Genomic DNA, 14,638 nt, shown 5'->3' on the forward strand with positions numbered 1-14,638 from the left:
CACAGGGCGTGGCCGATTGCCACCTAGCACTCTATACACGGGAGTGCTAGCACTCAAGGGGGCCCCGCTGCTCCCCGCGTGTTCGCCCTCAGCGATCAGCTGACCTGCGCCTTCACCACCGGCAGGCCCGGGTCGCTGGGCGCGTCCAGCGGGGACGGCGGCGCCCCGGCCGCCACCAGATGCGCGGCGAACGACGCGATCATCGCCCCGTTGTCGGTGCACAGCCGGGGCCTGGGGATGCGCAACGTCAGGCCGGCCGCCGCGCAGCGCTGCTCCGCCAGCTCCCGCAACCGCGAATTCGCGGCCACTCCCCCGGCGATCAGCAGTGTCGAGACGCCGAGGCCCGTCGCGGCGCGCACGGCCTTGCGGGTCAGCACGTCGGCCACCGCCTCCTGGAACCCGGCGGCGACGTCGGCGTTCACCGCGTCCGGGTGGCTTTCCAGGTGCCGGGCCACGGCCGTCTTGAGGCCGGAGAAGCTGAACGCGTAGGGGTCGTCGCGCGGCCCCGTCATGCCGCGCGGGAAGGCGATCGCGTCGCGGTCGCCGGTGCGGGCCAGCTCGTCGAGCACTCTGCCGCCCGGGTAGCCCAGCCCCAGCAGCCGCGCCACCTTGTCGTAGGCCTCGCCGGCCGCGTCGTCGACGGTGCTGCCCAGCTCGACGATCGGCTCGCCGAGCGAGCGCACGTGCAGCAGGTGGGTGTGGCCGCCCGAGACCAGCAGCGCCACGCACTCGGGCAGTGGCCCGTGCTCGTAGACATCGGCGGCCAGGTGCCCGCCCAGATGGTTCACCGCATAGAACGGAACCCCCCAGGCGGCCGAATAGGCTTTGGCCGCAGCAACTCCCACCAAAAGGGCGCCGGCCAGCCCGGGCCCGATGGTGGCGGCGACGATGTCGGGCCTGTCCAGGCCCGCGGCCGACAGTGCGCGGCGCATGGCGGGCCCCAACGCCTCCAGGTGCGCGCGCGAGGCGATCTCGGGGACCACGCCGCCGAACCGCACGTGTTCGTCGACGCTGGAGGCCACCTCGTCGGCCAGCAGGGTGACGGTGCCGTCGGTGTCCAGCCGCGCGATGCCAACTCCCGTTTCGTCGCACGAGGATTCGATGGCCAAGATCGTCGTCACAGCGCCTCCCGCCGCATGGTGTAGGCGTCGGCGCCGCTGACCCGGTAGTAGCGCCGGCGCACGCCGATCTGCTCGAACCCGACACTGCGGTACAGCCCGATGGCCGCCTCGTTGTCGGTGCGCACCTCCAGGTACACGACGCCGCCGTCGGCGAACGTCAGCAGCTCGTCGAGCAACCGGCGGCCGATGCCCTGCCCCTGGTAGGCGGGGTCCACGCCGATGGTGTGGACCTCGTGCTCGTAGGGCGGTGTGCGGCCCAATCGCGAGATGCCGGCGTAGCCGACGAGCGTTCCGCCGACGCGCGCGCCCACGTAATGGTTGTGGGCACTGGCCAATTCGCGGTTGAACGCCGCCGCCGGCCACGGATCGTCGCCGTCGAAGAGCTGCGCCTCCAGCTCGGCGCAGCGCTGCGCGTCGGCTCGCGTCAACGCCCCGACGGTCACCGGCTCGGCGATCATTGCCGCGCCGCCAGGGGTTTGGCGTCGGGCCGACGCAGGTACAGGGCCACCAGCGGAGCCGGGTCATCGCGCCAATCCCCCACCGCGGCAACGAGTCCGGCCGGTGCCGGGTGGACGGGACCGCACACCGGCAGGCCGAACATCGCCGCGTGGTCGGGTGAGCCGGCCACCGCCTGCGCTCCGCCGTGGTCGACGTCGGCGGGGGCATCAACACCCGGTCCGCCGGTCCGGACGCCGTCGCGGTAGCGGGCCCAGTAGACCTCGCGCCGTCGGGCGTCGGTCACCACGAGCGCGTCCCCGGTGGTGTGCACGCCGATGGCGTCCAGGCTGCACACGCCGTGCACCGGGATACCGAGCGCATGCCCGTAGGCGGCGGCGGTGGCCATCCCGGCCCGCAGGCCGGTGAACGGACCCGGGCCGCAGCCCACCACGACGGCGTCGAGGTCGGCCATTGTCAGCCCCGCATCGGCAAGGGCGGCAAGCACATTCGGGGTCAGGCGTTCGGCGTGGGCGCGGGCGTCGACGGTGACCCGCTGCGCCAGCACGCACAGGTCCTCGCGCCGCACGATGCCGGCCGTCACCGCCGGGGTGGCGGTGTCGAGGGCAAGGACGAGGGTGCTCATGAACCGGCCCTGCTGTCGGCCCACCGCCAGGTCGCGATCCGCACGTCGGACCCGCTGAGGCGCTCCAGCCTGATGTCGAGGCGGCGTTCCGCGAGGCGCTCGACCAGGCCCTCACCCCATTCCACCACGACGACAGCGTCGTCGAGATCGCTGTCCAAGTCCAGCGAATCGAGCTCACCGAGCAGGTCGGCGCCCCGGTTGTCGGTGTGGTCGAGCAACCGGTACATGTCGACGTGAATCATCGCCGGGGCGTTTTCCCGTCGCGGCGGATGCACCCGCGCCAACACATAGGACGGCGAGGTGACCGGGCCATCGACGTCCATGGCCGCGGCAATCCCCTTGGCCAGCACGGTCTTTCCCGCACCGAGCGGACCGGAGAGCACCACCACGTCGCCCGCCCGCAGCTGCTCACCGAGCCGGGTCCCCAACGCGATCGTGTCCTCGACGCGCTCGCAGGTCGCGGTGCCCTCACCCCGCGGCGATCGCAAGCGCGGCGCAGCCGGGCGCGGCGGGTCGCCGCCATCAAACTCAGCCACGACGCCACAGCCTTTCCCGTATCCGCCGCAGCCGCAGCGCCGCCTTGGTCGGGGTGGCGCGCCTGACCAGCCGCACCAGGCCGCCGTTGATCGCCTCCGGCTTGTCCAGCAGCGCCAGGTGACTCGCGCCGACGACGATGACCAACTCGGACCGCGGCAGGCTGGCGGCCATCTTTCGCGAATACTCGTCCGGGGTCAGCAGGTCGTGGTCCCCGCAGGCGATCAGGGTCGGGACCCGCAGCAGTGTCCACAGCCCGGCGGTTTCGTCGTGCTTTTCCAACGCGTCCAGAAACCCCACCATGGTGGGTATCGGCGTGCTGTTCATCATCCGCTGCGAGAACGCGTCCAGGCTCCGGCTGACCTGCAGATCGCTGTAGGACGCGGCGCGCAGCACCGGGCCGATCAGCGAGCGGGATACGTTGCGGCCGCGGTGCATCAGGTTCGGCGCGGACCGCGCTGCGACCCGGACCGCTTCCAGCGCAGGGTTTTTCAGGATCTCGCCCAGTGGTGATCTCGCCACACCTTCGGCCGCCGAGGAAATCAGCGCGGCGCCCACGATTCGGCGCCCGTACTGTTCGGGGAACTGGCGGGCGTGCGACAACACCGTCATGCCGCCCATCGAGTGGCCCACCAGCACGATCATTCCGCGGGGCACCACCTCGTTCAGCACGGTCTGCAGGTCCCTGCCGAGCTGGGTCAGCGTGGAGGTCTCGGGCTCGGCCTCGCCGGATCGGCCGTGGCCACGCTGGTCGTAGAAGACCATGCGCACGTCGGGGCCCAACTGGTCGGGCAGCCGGGTCCGCTGAAAGTGGAAGGCCCCCATCTGCAGGCAGAATCCGTGCACGAACACCAGCGTCAGCGGCGCGTCGGCGGGGCCCGCGTCGCGGACCGCGAGCGGCACCCCGTCGGGCGTGGTCACCACCAGGCCGCGGTCGTCCTCGAGCCGGTTGAAATCCTCGTGGGCGTAAGGGTCTTCGACCGTGGCGCGTTGGGTGATCGAGCGGCGGGCCGAGGCTCCGATGATCGTGGCGATGGCCGTCAGCCCCGCACCACCCGCAAGCCATGCCCTGCCCCTGTAGCGCCTGCGGGTTCCGTCAGGGCTCAATGGTTCGCGCCTCGCGGTAGGTCCTGGTGATCCGCCCGCGGGGGCTGGTCACCACTTCGTAGTGGATGGTGCCGAGCAGATCCGCCCAATCCTGCGCGGTGGGTTCGCCATTTCGACCGGGCCCGAACAGGATCGCCTCGTCGCCCTCGGCGACATCGGTGGGGCCGGGTCCCAGGTCGACGACGAACTGGTCCATGCAGATCCGCCCGACCCCCGGTCGGCGCCGGCCGTTGATCAACACCTCCAGGCGGTTGCCCAGGGACCGGAAGACGCCGTCGGCATAGCCCACCGGCAGCAGCGCGAGGGTGGTGTCTCGCCGCGCGGTCCAGGTGTGCCCGTAGGACACGCTCTCGCCCGCACGAATCGACTTCACCAGTGCCACTGGGCATTTCACCGTCATCGCGGGAATCAGTCCCATGTCGCCGAGCTCGGGCACCGGGCTCAGCCCGTACACCGCGATGCCGGGGCGCACCATGTCGAAGGCGAGGTCGGTCCGCGACATCGTGGCCGACGAGTTCGACAGGTGCGCGGCCTCGTACCGCACGCCCTGATCGCGCGCCTGGGCGAGCATCTCGGTAAACCGTTGGGCCTGAAGGTCGTTGACCGGGTTGGCGGGTTGGTCGGCGTACACCATGTGCGACATCAGGCCGCGCAGCACGATGGCGTTCTCGGCGACGGCGCGGCGCAGCGCGGTCAGCATCGACGGGTAGTGCTCCGGCGGTACGCCGTTGCGATTCAGCCCGGTGTCGACCTTGACGGTGACCGTCGCGGTCCGGCCGGTGCGGCGCACGGCGTCGAGCAGCTCGTCGAGCTGGCGCTCCGACGACACGGCGATCTGTATGTCGGCCAGCAGCGCGGGCGCGAAGTCGAAGCCGGGCGGGTGCAGCCAGGCCAGCACCGGCGCGCGGACGCCGTCGGCGCGCAGCGCCAGCGCCTCGTCGACGGTGGCCACACCCAGCTCGGCGGCCCCCGCGGCCAGCGCGGCGCGCGCCGTCTGGGCGGCTCCGTGACCGTACCCGTCGGCCTTCACGACGGCCATCACCTGCGCGCCGCCGGCCTGCTCGCACAGCAGCCGCACGTTGTGCGCGATGGCGCCGAGGTCCACCAGGGCCTCGGCGAGGAGGCCCGGTGTCAGGGATATCGGCGTAGCGGCCCGCCCGGTCATGGGCGCCATTGTCCCAGAACCGCGCCACCCGCCGCCGAGCGTGGACTTGTTGGCGAGATTTCGGCGTGATCGGCGCGACAACTCCACGCTCGACGGCGCGGCGCCACCACCTCAGTGCGCGAAGTGCTGATCCGCGTAGTGGCCGCCGGGCCGGAGCTTGTCCAGCGAACTGAGCGCCGAGACGGCGTCATCGTGCAGGGCCCGGGCCAGGTCGGCGGACAGGCCCTCGCGCACCACGATGCGCAGCACCGACACGTTGGTGGCGTTGTCCGGCATGGTGTAGGCGGGCACCTGCCAGCCGTAGGTCCGCAGCTCGTGGGAGACGTCGAACTCGGTGTAGCCGCGGTCCTTGGACAGCCGGAACGCGACCACGGGGATCGCCGAGCCGTCGGAGACCAGCTCGCAGTGCTCGCTGACCCGCAACTGCTCGCCCAGCCAGCGCGCCGTCCCCGACAGCGCCTGCATGACCTTCGTGTAGCCCTCCCGGCCGAGCCGCAGGAAGTTGTAGTACTGGCCGACCACTTGGTTACCGGGGCGGGAGAAGTTCAGCGTGAAGGTCGGCATGTCGCCGCCGAGGTAGTTGACCCGGAACACCAGGTCGCCGGGCAGGTACTCCTTGCTGCGCCACACCACGAACCCGACGCCGGGATAGGTCAGTCCGTACTTGTGGCCGCTGACGTTGATCGACACCACCCGGGGCAGCCGGAAATCCCACTTGAGCTCGGGGTGCAGGAAGGGCACCACGAACCCGCCGCTGGCGGCGTCGACGTGCACCGGGACGTCCACACCGCCGCCGGCGGCCAGCTTGTCCAGCGCGCCGCAGATGTCGGCGACCGGCTCCAGCTCGCCGGTGTAGGTGGTGCCCAGGATCGCCACCACGCCGATGGTGTTCTCGTCGACGGCGTCGACGACCTGTTCGGGGGTGATGACGTAGCGCCCCTCCTCCATCGGCAGGTAGCGGGGCTCGACGTCGAAGTAGCGGCAGAACTTCTCCCAGACCACCTGGACGTTGGACCCCATCACCAGGTTCGGGGTGCGGCCCTTCCAGTCCTTGCCGATTTTCGCGCGCCACCGCCACTTCATCGCCAGCCCGCCGAGCATCACCGCCTCGCTGGAGCCGATCGTGGACACCCCGCACGCGCTGTAGGGGTCGGCGTCGTTCAGGCCGTCGGCGTGGAACAGGTCGGCCACCATGCACACGCAGCGCTGCTCGATGGCCGCGGTCGCCGGGTACTCGTCCTTGTCGATCATGTTCTTGTCGAACGTCTCGGCCATCAGCTTGCCGGCCTCGGGGTCCATCCAGGTGGTGACGAAGGTGGCCAGGTTCAGCCGCGAGCTCCCGTCGAGCATCAGCTCGTCGTGGATGAAGCGGTAGGCGGCGTCGGGATCCATTGATTCGTCGGGCATCCGCAGTGCGGGGACCGGCGCGGTGAACAGCCGGCCGGTGTAGGCGGGGGCGATGGAGTGCGTGGGCAGCGAAGGGTGTTGTGGCACTGGGGAATCCTCTCGATAGGTCTACAGGGCGGCCAGGGCGGCTCGGATGTGTGGCACCATGCGCGACGCGGAGGTGGGCGCGTCGCCGGGGCCGGGGTCGGCGGCCGAGCTCGCCGCCGCGCGCGCGTGGACGAAGGCCGCGGCCGCGGCCGCCTCCCCCGGCGGCAGGCCCGCCGCCAGCAGCGCGCCGATCATGCCGGCCAGCACGTCGCCGGAACCGGCGGTGGCCGCCCAGGACTGCCCGGCCGGGCTGAGGTAGACCGGACCGCCCGGATCGGCGACGACCGTGACGTTCCCCTTGAGCAACACCGTGGCGCCGAACGCGTCGGCCAGCTTGCGGCACGCACCCACCCGGTCATCACCGGGGGGGTTACCCGCGAGGCGGGCGAATTCACCCGCGTGCGGGGTCAGCACCGTCGGCGCGGTGCGTTCGGCGACCAGTTCGGGATGGGCCGCCAGGATGGTCAGCCCGTCGGCGTCCACGATCACCGGCAGGTCGGTATCGAGCGCGAACCACAGCGCCGCGGCCCCGGCGTCGTCGGTGCCCAATCCCGGCCCGACGACCCAGGACTGCACCCGCCCGGCCGACGCGGGGGTGGGCGAGGCGATCACCTCGGGCCAGTGGTCGAGCACCTCGCGGTGCGCGCTGCCGGCGTAGCGGACCATCCCGGAGGTCGCCGCGACGGCGGCGCCGGTGCACAGCACGGCCGCACCCGGGTACGTCGACGAGCCGGCCATCACCCCGGTGACACCCTGGGTGTACTTGTCGTCGTGGGGTCCCGGCACCGGCCAGCGCCCCGCCACGTCGGCGGCCTCGAAGCCCAGCACGTCCGTGGCGGGCAGGTCCAGGCCGATGTCGATCAGCCGCACCCGCCCGCACTCGCCGAGCGCGTGCACGGGTTTGAGCCCGCCGAAGGTGACGGTCGCCGCGGCGCGCACGGCGGGGCCGCTGGTGGCCCCGGTGGCCGCGTCGATGCCGCTGGGGATGTCGACGGCAACCACCGGGATCCCCGCGTCATCGACCGCGGCGAACACCTCGGCCGCGGCGGGCCGCAACGCCCCCGAGCCGGAGATGCCCACCACCCCGTCGATGACGAGATCGGTTGCGGGCGAGACGCTTTCGACGATCCTGCCGCCGGCCCTGCGGAACGCCGCCAGCCCCTTGCGGTGGGTGCGCTCGGGGTTGAGCAGGATCGCGTCGGCGGCCGCGCCACGACGGCGCACGAAGGTGGCCGCCCACAGCGCATCACCGCCGTTGTCTCCGGAGCCGACGACCGCGCACACCCGTCGCCCGCTCACCCCGCCGGTGCGGGCCGCCAACTCGCCGATGATCTCGGCGGCCAGCCCGTAGGCCGCGCGCCGCATCAGGGCGCCGTCCGGCAGGCTGGCCAGCAGCGGCGCCTCGGCCTGGCGGATCGCGTCTACGGAGTAGTAATGCCGCATCAGAGCCAGATTACGTGTCGCCGTCGCGGGGGCTTGGCGCCCACCATCTTTCGCCGCGGCCCGCCATCAGCTCGGGGGCACGCTGCGGCGCGCCATGGCCTTGAGTCGCGCGGGACTCAATTGCCGGCTGCGCCGGGACCGGGTGCGGGTCATCGGGTAGAAGCACAGGCCGATGAGGATCGAGGCGAAGTGCCCGATCGCGGTGAAGTCGAGGTCGACGCGGTCCATCGTGATCAGCGGGAAGCCGAAGATGATGAACAGCACCCCGAGATAGCCCCAGCGCCAGGGCCGGGCGATGTGGTAGGCCAGCACGGCCATCACGCCGACGAGGAAATAGCTGACCCCGATGTCGCGGGCGTGCACGAGGCGTTGCGACGCATCGCGTTCCTCGATCGCGAAGTAGAGGATGCCCTCGCTGATGTAGGTGGCCAGGATGTGAGAGCTCAATCCCACACTGAGCCAGCGCAGCTGACCGAGCCAATGCTCGGCCGGCGCGAGAAACAGCGTGAACAGCAGCAGGTAGGGCTCGAAGCTTTTGCCGTCGATCCACAGCAGGCTGGAAAACAGTACGTGGAGTGGATCCTTGCCCAACTCGTGAATGTTGGTGGAGCGGTGCAACAACACCGAGTGCAACTGCCGGCCGGTGAGATGGTTCTGGATGATCGTCGTGACCATCAGCACCAACAGCCAGCCGTAGGTCAGCGGCGCGGTGCTGACGAAATGCCACACCGCCAGCGTCATGCTGCGCACTCGTGCTCGAACCGATGCAGGCGCCACGACATCAACCTTCGCACGCGGGGCGCCGCGCCCCTACGACTTCGGCGGCTAACACGCCGCCACCCCTCAGCTACCCGATGGCGCGGGGACCTCGGCCGGTGGCGCGGCGGCGGGCGCCGGCGGTGTCAAATGTCGCCACCAGCAGCCGATGTAGAGCACCATCGAGGCCACCAGCGCGACCAGGACCCAGATCACGACGGTGATGTCGACCCAGCTGCCGAAGGGTGGTGAGCCGGGCAGGGCGTTTCGCAGCGGAACCACCGCGAACAGCATTGCCGCGTACCAGGTCGTCATCGGTGGCTGGAACGGCCGCCGGTCCCGCGCGGTCTGAACCGCAACGAACACAGCCAGACTGGCGATCGTGATGAGCACGCCGAGGATGACGATGGCGAACGCCGCGGTGCTCAGCGACCGCCGCAGTTGCAGCCGGTAGGGGCCGTCCGCCTGGGGCCTGGTCGCGGTGAGCTGCCACCCCGAGAGGTGGTCGACGAACGTGACGGGCACGTGTGCGGGCGCGCGGTCGGTGTCGGGGCCGTAGAAGATCTCGACTTCGATCAGCCCCGAGCGGTATTGGTCGAACGGCCAGCGTTCGATCTGCCCGGCGATGGTCAGCGGGACCGACATCAGGCCGGGGAGCATGCCCTTGGTCCAGGTGTGCCGGGACGGCATCGCCGAGGATCGGACGCGGAGGCTGAGATCCTCTTTGAGATGGTGGGTTTTCGGATCCAGCAACGCCGATCCCGGATTGAAGGCGAGGTTGACGGCGAGCACGCTGTAGTTCGACTGGATCTCTTCGACGTTGATCGTCGCCGAGGGCTCGTCGGCGCTCACGACCGGGGTTATGCCGTCCAGACGCCGGACGGCATCGCCTTGGGCGTACATCATGATCGACCCGATGTATGCCGCGACGATGAGCACGACGAGGCCCACGACGACGTATCTGATGCCGCCCGATCGCATACTTCCTCCCGCACGGACGCCGTGACCAGCTGGCCGAAATGCTTCCCAGGGCAATGTAATGGATCGGCCGCGGGTCCGTCGCCGATACGCGCGAAGCGGTGCGCGCTGCCTACTCGACGGTGACGGACTTGGCCAGGTTGCGCGGTTTGTCCACGTCGTAGCCGCGCGCCTGGGCCACGGACGCGGCGAACACCTGAAGCGGGATCGTCGACAGCAGGGGCTGCAGAAGCGTTGACACGGAGGGGATTTCGATCAAGTGGTCGGCGTAGGGACGCACGGTGTCGTCGCCTTCCTCGGCGATCACGATGGTGATCGCCCCGCGCGCCTGGATTTCGCGGATGTTGGACAGCAACTTGGCGTGCAGCACCGCGGACCCCTTGGGGGACGGCATGACGACGATGACGGGCAGATCGTCCTCGATCAGCGCGATGGGGCCGTGCTTGAGCTCGCCGGCGGCGAACCCCTCGGCGTGCATGTAGGCCAGTTCCTTGAGTTTGAGCGCACCTTCCAGCGCCACCGGGTAGCCGACGTGGCGGCCCAGAAACAGCACCGTCGGCGACTGGGCGAATTGGTAGGCCAGCGCGGCCACCGGCTTGATCGTCGCGAGGACCCGCGCGACGACGTCCGGCATGGCTTCCAGCTCGTGGTACTCGCGCGCGACCTCGTCGGGGTACTTGGTGCCCCGCGCCTGCGCCAGCGCCAGGCCGACCAGATAGTTGGCGGTGATCTGCGCCAGGAACGTCTTCGTCGACGCCACCCCGATCTCCGGGCCGGCGCGGGTGTAGAGCACCGCGTCGCACTCGCGCGGGATCTGCGAGCCGTTGGTGTTGCAGATCGCCAGCACCTTGGCCTTCTGCTCCTTGGCGTGCCGCACAGCCTCGAGCGTGTCGGCGGTCTCGCCGGACTGCGAGATGGCGACCACCAGGGTGCTGCGGTCCAAAACCGGGTCCCGGTAACGGAATTCGCTGGCCAGCTCCACCTCGACCGGCAGCCGCGTCCAGTGCTCGATCGCGTACTTCGCCAACAGCCCGGAGTGGTACGCGGTGCCGCAGGCCACCACGAACACCTTGTCGATCTCGCGCAGTTCCTGATCGGAGAGCCGCTGCTCGTCGAGCACGATCCGGCCGTCGACGAAATGGCCCAGCAGGGTGTCGGCGACGGCGGCGGGTTGCTCGGCGATCTCCTTGAGCATGAAGTACTCGTAGCCACCTTTCTCGGCGGCGGCCAGATCCCAATCGATATGGAACTCGCGGTATTCGACATCGTCGTTGCCGTCGAAGTCGGTGATCCGGTAGCCGTCCGCGGTGATCACCACGGCCTGGTCCTGGCCGAGTTCGACGGCGTTGCGGGTGTGCGGGATGAAGGCCGCGACGTCGGAGCCGACGAACATCTCGCCGTCGCCGATGCCGAGCACCAGCGGGGTGGAGCGGCGGGCGGCGACGATGGTGCCGGGGTCGTCGGCGTTGGCGAACACCAGCGTGAAGTGGCCGTCGAGGCGGCGCAGCACCGCGAGGACCGACGCGGGGAAATCGCCGGCGGTCTCGCCGTGGCGGTAGGCCTGCGCCACCAGGTGCACCGCGACCTCGGTGTCGGTGTCGCTGGCGAACTCCACGCCCTGGGCCTCGAGCTCGTGGCGCAGGTTCGCGTAGTTCTCGATGATGCCGTTGTGGACCACCGCGATCTTGCCGGCGGCGTCGCGGTGCGGGTGGGCGTTGCGGTCGGTGGGGCGCCCGTGGGTGGCCCACCGGGTGTGGCCCAGGCCGGTGGTGCCGGTCAGCGAGTGCCGCGGCATCTGGGCGACCGCCTCTTCCAGGTTGGCCAGCCGGCCGGCGCGGCGGCTCACCGTCAGGGTGCCTGCCGAGGGGCCACTGCCGTTCGCCAGCGCGATGCCCGACGAGTCGTACCCGCGGTACTCCATCCGGCGCAGCGCGGCCATGACGACGTCACAGGCGGGCTGCTGCCCGACATAGCCGACGATTCCGCACATTCTGACCAGGGTAGTGCAGGCGGCACACCGAACCCGCAATCCGGCGCTATGGTTAGGCCGCCCACCTGCGCCGAAGGCGTGCCCGGGCACCGCTACTGGGACGGCCTCGGGTGGACGTCCTGGACCAATCCGCCCAGCCCCCAGCCATTCACGTCACCGTCATAACCGGCGGAAATTCTTTCATCTGATGTGCGCGCGACGTTTTCGTTCACGTCATCGCCCCCGGGATGAGGACCTCTAGCATTCGAAATTGTCAGCAAAGATCGTCACCGACCGAAGGACGAGCTGCGTGGGGCTGCCCGGAGTTTCTGGCTACCTCGATTCCCGTTTTTGTCGACACATGAATTCAGCCGTCGATGGTTGTTCACCGGGAATTGTGCAGCGGGTCGCATTGAAATGCGTAACTTGCTCCGACCGACAACCGTGCGCCATGAGGAGGCAATCATGACCGCAGTTCGGTACGACGAAGTGGTGCCCGCCCCCTCGGCGCCGGCCCCCGGGCACGCCGCCCGGCCACGCCGGCACCCGTCCGCGGGCTCCGGAAACGCCTTGATGGACTTGACCACCCACGTGCTCACCGCCACGCTGCACCAGCTCTACGCGGCGCTGTGGCGGGCGGGGGTCATCGAGGTCACGGCCTAGTCATCTGCGCCGGCGCGCGATTGGGATGCGCTAACGTCGACGCGTGGCCCGCATCCGCAAGCTCGTCGCCGCTCTGCACCGCCGTGGTCCGCACCGGGTTTTGCGGGGTGACCTGGCCTTTGCCGGTCTGCCGGGTGTGGTGTACACCCCGGAGGAGGGCCTGAATCTGCCCGGCGTGGCGTTCGGCCACGAGTGGCTGGCCGGCGCCGCCCGCTACTCGAATCTGCTCGAGCATCTGGCGTCGTGGGGGATCGTGGCCGGCGCTCCCGACACCCAGCGGGGTGTGGCCCCCTCGGTGCTGAACTTCGCCTTCGATCTGGGCACCGCCCTGGACATCGTGTCGGGTGTGCGCCTCGGGCCGGGCAAGATCAGCGTGCATCCCGCCAAGCTCGGCGTGGTCGGTCATGGTTTCGGCGGCTCGGCCGCGGTATTCGCCGCCGCGGGAATGCCCGCCAAGCTCGCGGCGGTGGCGGCGATTTTCCCCAGCGTCACCAGCCCGCCGGCCCAGCAGCCCGCCGCGACGCTCAAGGTGCCGGGACTGATCTTCACCGCGCCGGGTGATCGGACGACGTTGAACTCCAACGCGCTGGCGCTTGCCGAGGCGTGGAAGCCGGCGACGCTGCGCATCGTCAGCAAGGCCGAGCCCGGCGGGCTGGTGGAGGGTCGGCGGCTGGCCACGGTGCTCGGCCTGCCCGGCCCGCACCGGCGTACCCAGCGGTCGGTTCGGGCGCTGCTGACCGGTTACCTGCTCTACACGCTCGGCGGCGACAAGAGGTATCGCGATTTCGCCGACCCGGACGTGCACCTGCCCGGGACGGACGCCATCGATCCCGAGGCCGAGGCGATTCCCTTGGAAGAAAAGATCGTCGCCCTGCTGAAGTGAGGTGGAGTTGATGTCGAGCGCGCACGCGTTGTACGGCCGCTGGATCACCGAACTCTGGAACGGACGGCCGGTCGCGGCCGAGCTGGTCACCGACGACTTCGTCGGTCACTGGCCCGGCCGGGAGGTACAGGGACCGGACGCGCTCGCGCAGATCATCGAGCAGACACGAAACATGTTCTCGGACTTGAGCTTCGCCATCCAGGTCGGCCCGTTGTCCGAGGGTGAGCTGGTGGCCGGGCGCTGGGTGGGCACCGGCCACGGCCCGCACGGCCCGGTCTCGTTCACCGGCAACGACATCCTGCGCCTGGCCGCCGACGGCCGGCGGTTCGCCGAGTACTGGACGGGCACTTCCGCGGGCTGAGCGCCCGGTCCCGCACGGGCGCGTGGTAAGTGTCATGGATGCGAATCGGGATCGCTCTCAACTATTCGGGCGGCTTTCACGAAGCCGTGGACCGCGTCGTCGAACTCGAAAAGTCCGGCATCGAGGTCGCGGTGGTGGCCGAGGCGTATTCGTTCGATGCCATCAGCCAGCTGGGATACCTGGCCGCCAAGACCAACACGGTCGAACTGGCGTCCGGGGTGCTTCCGCTCTACATCCGCACGCCGTCGCTGCTGGCGATGACGGCCGCGGGCCTGGATTTCGTGTCCGACGGGCGATTCCGCCTCGGCATCGGCACCTCCGGGCCGCAGGTGATCGAGGGCTTTCACGGGGTCCCGTTCGACGCCCCGCTCGGGCGCACCCGCGAGATCGTGGAGATCTGCCGCAAGGTGTGGCGCCGCGAGCGCGTGCAGTACGCCGGCAAGCACTACCAGCTGCCGCTGCCCGCCGACCGCGGAACGGGTCTGGGCAAGCCGCTGCAGCTCATCAACCACCCTGTGCGCGAACGCATTCCGATCAGCATCGCCGCGCTGGGTCCCAAGAATGTCGAGCTCACCGCCGAGATCGCGGAGGGCTGGCAGCCGGTCTTCTATCTTCCGGACAAGGCCGCGTCGATCTGGGGTGAGCCGCTGGCCGTCGGCGCCGCCAAACGCGATCCCGCGCTGGGTCCGCTCGACGTCATGGTGCACGCGTCGCTGGCCATCGGGGACAACGTCGACGAGCGGCTGGCCTGGGTCAAGCCGCAGCTCGGGCTCTACATCGGCGGGATGGGCGCCAAAGGCCGCAATTTCTACCACAATCTGGCGACGCGTTACGGGTACGGCGAGGTCGCCGACCGGATACAGGAGCTGTATCTGTCCGGCCGCAAGCAGGAGGCCATCGACGCCGTGCCCGACGAGCTGGTGCGGGGCATGTCGCTGATCGGGCCGCGCGGGTATGTGGCCGAACGGATGGCCGCCTTCGCCGAGGCCGGGGTGACCACGCTGTTGTTGAGCCCGCAGGCCACCGATCGCGACGAGTCCATGCGCTTCGTCGAGGAAGCCCTGCAACTGCGGCCCTGAGCGG

The 14,638-nt window shown here is 70.1% G+C and carries 15 protein-coding genes; 4 read left to right on the top strand and 11 right to left on the bottom strand.

Annotated features, from left to right (window positions below; all coding sequences use genetic code 11):
• Positions 1-95 precede the first annotated feature (95 nt).
• The 11 genes from tsaD to glmS all read right to left on the bottom strand — a co-directional run bounded on the left by tsaD (position 96) and on the right by glmS (position 11,669).
• Positions 96-1,121, bottom strand: coding sequence for a tRNA (adenosine(37)-N6)-threonylcarbamoyltransferase complex transferase subunit TsaD (tsaD, locus tag K883_RS04400; protein WP_014712318.1), 1,026 nt, complete (start codon positions 1,119-1,121; stop codon positions 96-98).
• On the bottom strand, positions 1,118-1,579 hold the full coding sequence (gene rimI / locus K883_RS04405; protein WP_014712319.1) for a ribosomal protein S18-alanine N-acetyltransferase: 462 nt from the start codon (positions 1,577-1,579) through the stop codon (positions 1,118-1,120). The genes tsaD and rimI overlap by 4 nt, the downstream gene beginning before the upstream one ends.
• Complete coding sequence (gene tsaB, locus K883_RS04410) at positions 1,576-2,202, bottom strand: tRNA (adenosine(37)-N6)-threonylcarbamoyltransferase complex dimerization subunit type 1 TsaB (protein ID WP_014712320.1); 627 nt, start codon at positions 2,200-2,202, stop codon at positions 1,576-1,578. The genes rimI and tsaB overlap by 4 nt, the downstream gene beginning before the upstream one ends.
• Positions 2,199-2,690: a tRNA (adenosine(37)-N6)-threonylcarbamoyltransferase complex ATPase subunit type 1 TsaE gene (gene tsaE / locus K883_RS04415; RefSeq protein WP_036453805.1), complete on the bottom strand. Its 492-nt coding sequence runs from the start codon at positions 2,688-2,690 to the stop codon at positions 2,199-2,201. The genes tsaB and tsaE overlap by 4 nt, the downstream gene beginning before the upstream one ends.
• A gap of 40 nt (positions 2,691-2,730) precedes the next feature.
• Positions 2,731-3,780: an alpha/beta fold hydrolase gene (locus K883_RS04420; RefSeq protein WP_179945083.1), complete on the bottom strand. Its 1,050-nt coding sequence runs from the start codon at positions 3,778-3,780 to the stop codon at positions 2,731-2,733.
• Positions 3,781-3,832: 52 nt separating this feature from the next.
• Complete coding sequence (gene alr / locus K883_RS04425; RefSeq protein ID WP_036455269.1) at positions 3,833-5,008, bottom strand: alanine racemase; 1,176 nt, start codon at positions 5,006-5,008, stop codon at positions 3,833-3,835.
• A 111-nt stretch (positions 5,009-5,119) separates the two neighbouring features.
• The gene (locus tag K883_RS04430) at positions 5,120-6,502 is read right to left on the bottom strand and encodes a glutamate decarboxylase (RefSeq protein WP_036453809.1); all 1,383 of its coding nucleotides are present in this window, start codon (positions 6,500-6,502) and stop codon (positions 5,120-5,122) included.
• 21 nt (positions 6,503-6,523) lie between these two features.
• Entirely contained in the window at positions 6,524-7,945 is a 1,422-nt protein-coding gene (locus K883_RS04435; protein WP_036453810.1) for an NAD(P)H-hydrate dehydratase, read from the bottom strand.
• A gap of 66 nt (positions 7,946-8,011) precedes the next feature.
• Positions 8,012-8,722 carry a rhomboid-like protein gene (locus K883_RS04440; protein WP_085976457.1) on the bottom strand — a complete coding sequence of 237 codons (711 nt, stop codon included), beginning with the start codon at positions 8,720-8,722 and terminating at the stop codon, positions 8,012-8,014.
• A 66-nt stretch (positions 8,723-8,788) separates the two neighbouring features.
• Positions 8,789-9,682 (bottom strand): DUF4436 domain-containing protein, encoded by an 894-nt coding sequence (locus K883_RS04445; protein WP_014712327.1) that lies wholly within the window; start codon positions 9,680-9,682, stop codon positions 8,789-8,791.
• A gap of 109 nt (positions 9,683-9,791) precedes the next feature.
• Positions 9,792-11,669: a glutamine--fructose-6-phosphate transaminase (isomerizing) gene (gene glmS / locus K883_RS04450; protein ID WP_036453812.1), complete on the bottom strand. Its 1,878-nt coding sequence runs from the start codon at positions 11,667-11,669 to the stop codon at positions 9,792-9,794.
• A 444-nt stretch (positions 11,670-12,113) separates the two neighbouring features.
• Between glmS and K883_RS04455 the strand changes: the two genes are divergently transcribed.
• From K883_RS04455 to K883_RS04470, 4 genes are read left to right on the top strand one after another with little or no spacing between them, the layout of a single operon-like run.
• Positions 12,114-12,311, top strand: coding sequence for an Rv1535 family protein (locus K883_RS04455; RefSeq protein WP_008260212.1), 198 nt, complete (start codon positions 12,114-12,116; stop codon positions 12,309-12,311).
• A 43-nt stretch (positions 12,312-12,354) separates the two neighbouring features.
• Positions 12,355-13,194 carry a dienelactone hydrolase family protein gene (locus K883_RS04460; RefSeq protein WP_036453815.1) on the top strand — a complete coding sequence of 280 codons (840 nt, stop codon included), beginning with the start codon at positions 12,355-12,357 and terminating at the stop codon, positions 13,192-13,194.
• Between the two features lie 10 nt (positions 13,195-13,204).
• Entirely contained in the window at positions 13,205-13,555 is a 351-nt protein-coding gene (locus K883_RS04465) for an ester cyclase (protein ID WP_036455270.1), read from the top strand.
• 38 nt (positions 13,556-13,593) lie between these two features.
• Positions 13,594-14,634, top strand: a complete 1,041-nt coding sequence (locus K883_RS04470; RefSeq protein WP_036453817.1) for an LLM class F420-dependent oxidoreductase — start codon at positions 13,594-13,596, stop codon at positions 14,632-14,634.
• The last annotated feature ends 4 nt before the right edge of the window (positions 14,635-14,638 follow it).

Source organism: Mycobacterium sp. TKK-01-0059 (assembly GCF_000709305.1).
Taxonomy (GTDB): Bacteria; Actinomycetota; Actinomycetes; order Mycobacteriales; family Mycobacteriaceae; genus Mycobacterium; species Mycobacterium intracellulare.

Coding starts and splice junctions, on each gene's coding strand:
- rimI (WP_014712319.1), bottom strand. CDS start 1,579: ATGATCGCCGAGCCGGTGACCGTCGGGGCGTTGACGCGAGCCGACGCG.
- tsaB (WP_014712320.1), bottom strand. CDS start 2,202: ATGAGCACCCTCGTCCTTGCCCTCGACACCGCCACCCCGGCGGTGACG.
- alr (WP_036455269.1), bottom strand. CDS start 5,008: ATGACCGGGCGGGCCGCTACGCCGATATCCCTGACACCGGGCCTCCTC.
- K883_RS04435 (WP_036453810.1), bottom strand. CDS start 7,945: ATGCGGCATTACTACTCCGTAGACGCGATCCGCCAGGCCGAGGCGCCG.
- K883_RS04445 (WP_014712327.1), bottom strand. CDS start 9,682: ATGCGATCGGGCGGCATCAGATACGTCGTCGTGGGCCTCGTCGTGCTC.
- glmS (WP_036453812.1), bottom strand. CDS start 11,669: ATGTGCGGAATCGTCGGCTATGTCGGGCAGCAGCCCGCCTGTGACGTC.
- K883_RS04455 (WP_008260212.1), top strand. CDS start 12,114: ATGACCGCAGTTCGGTACGACGAAGTGGTGCCCGCCCCCTCGGCGCCG.
- K883_RS04465 (WP_036455270.1), top strand. CDS start 13,205: ATGTCGAGCGCGCACGCGTTGTACGGCCGCTGGATCACCGAACTCTGG.
- K883_RS04470 (WP_036453817.1), top strand. CDS start 13,594: ATGCGAATCGGGATCGCTCTCAACTATTCGGGCGGCTTTCACGAAGCC.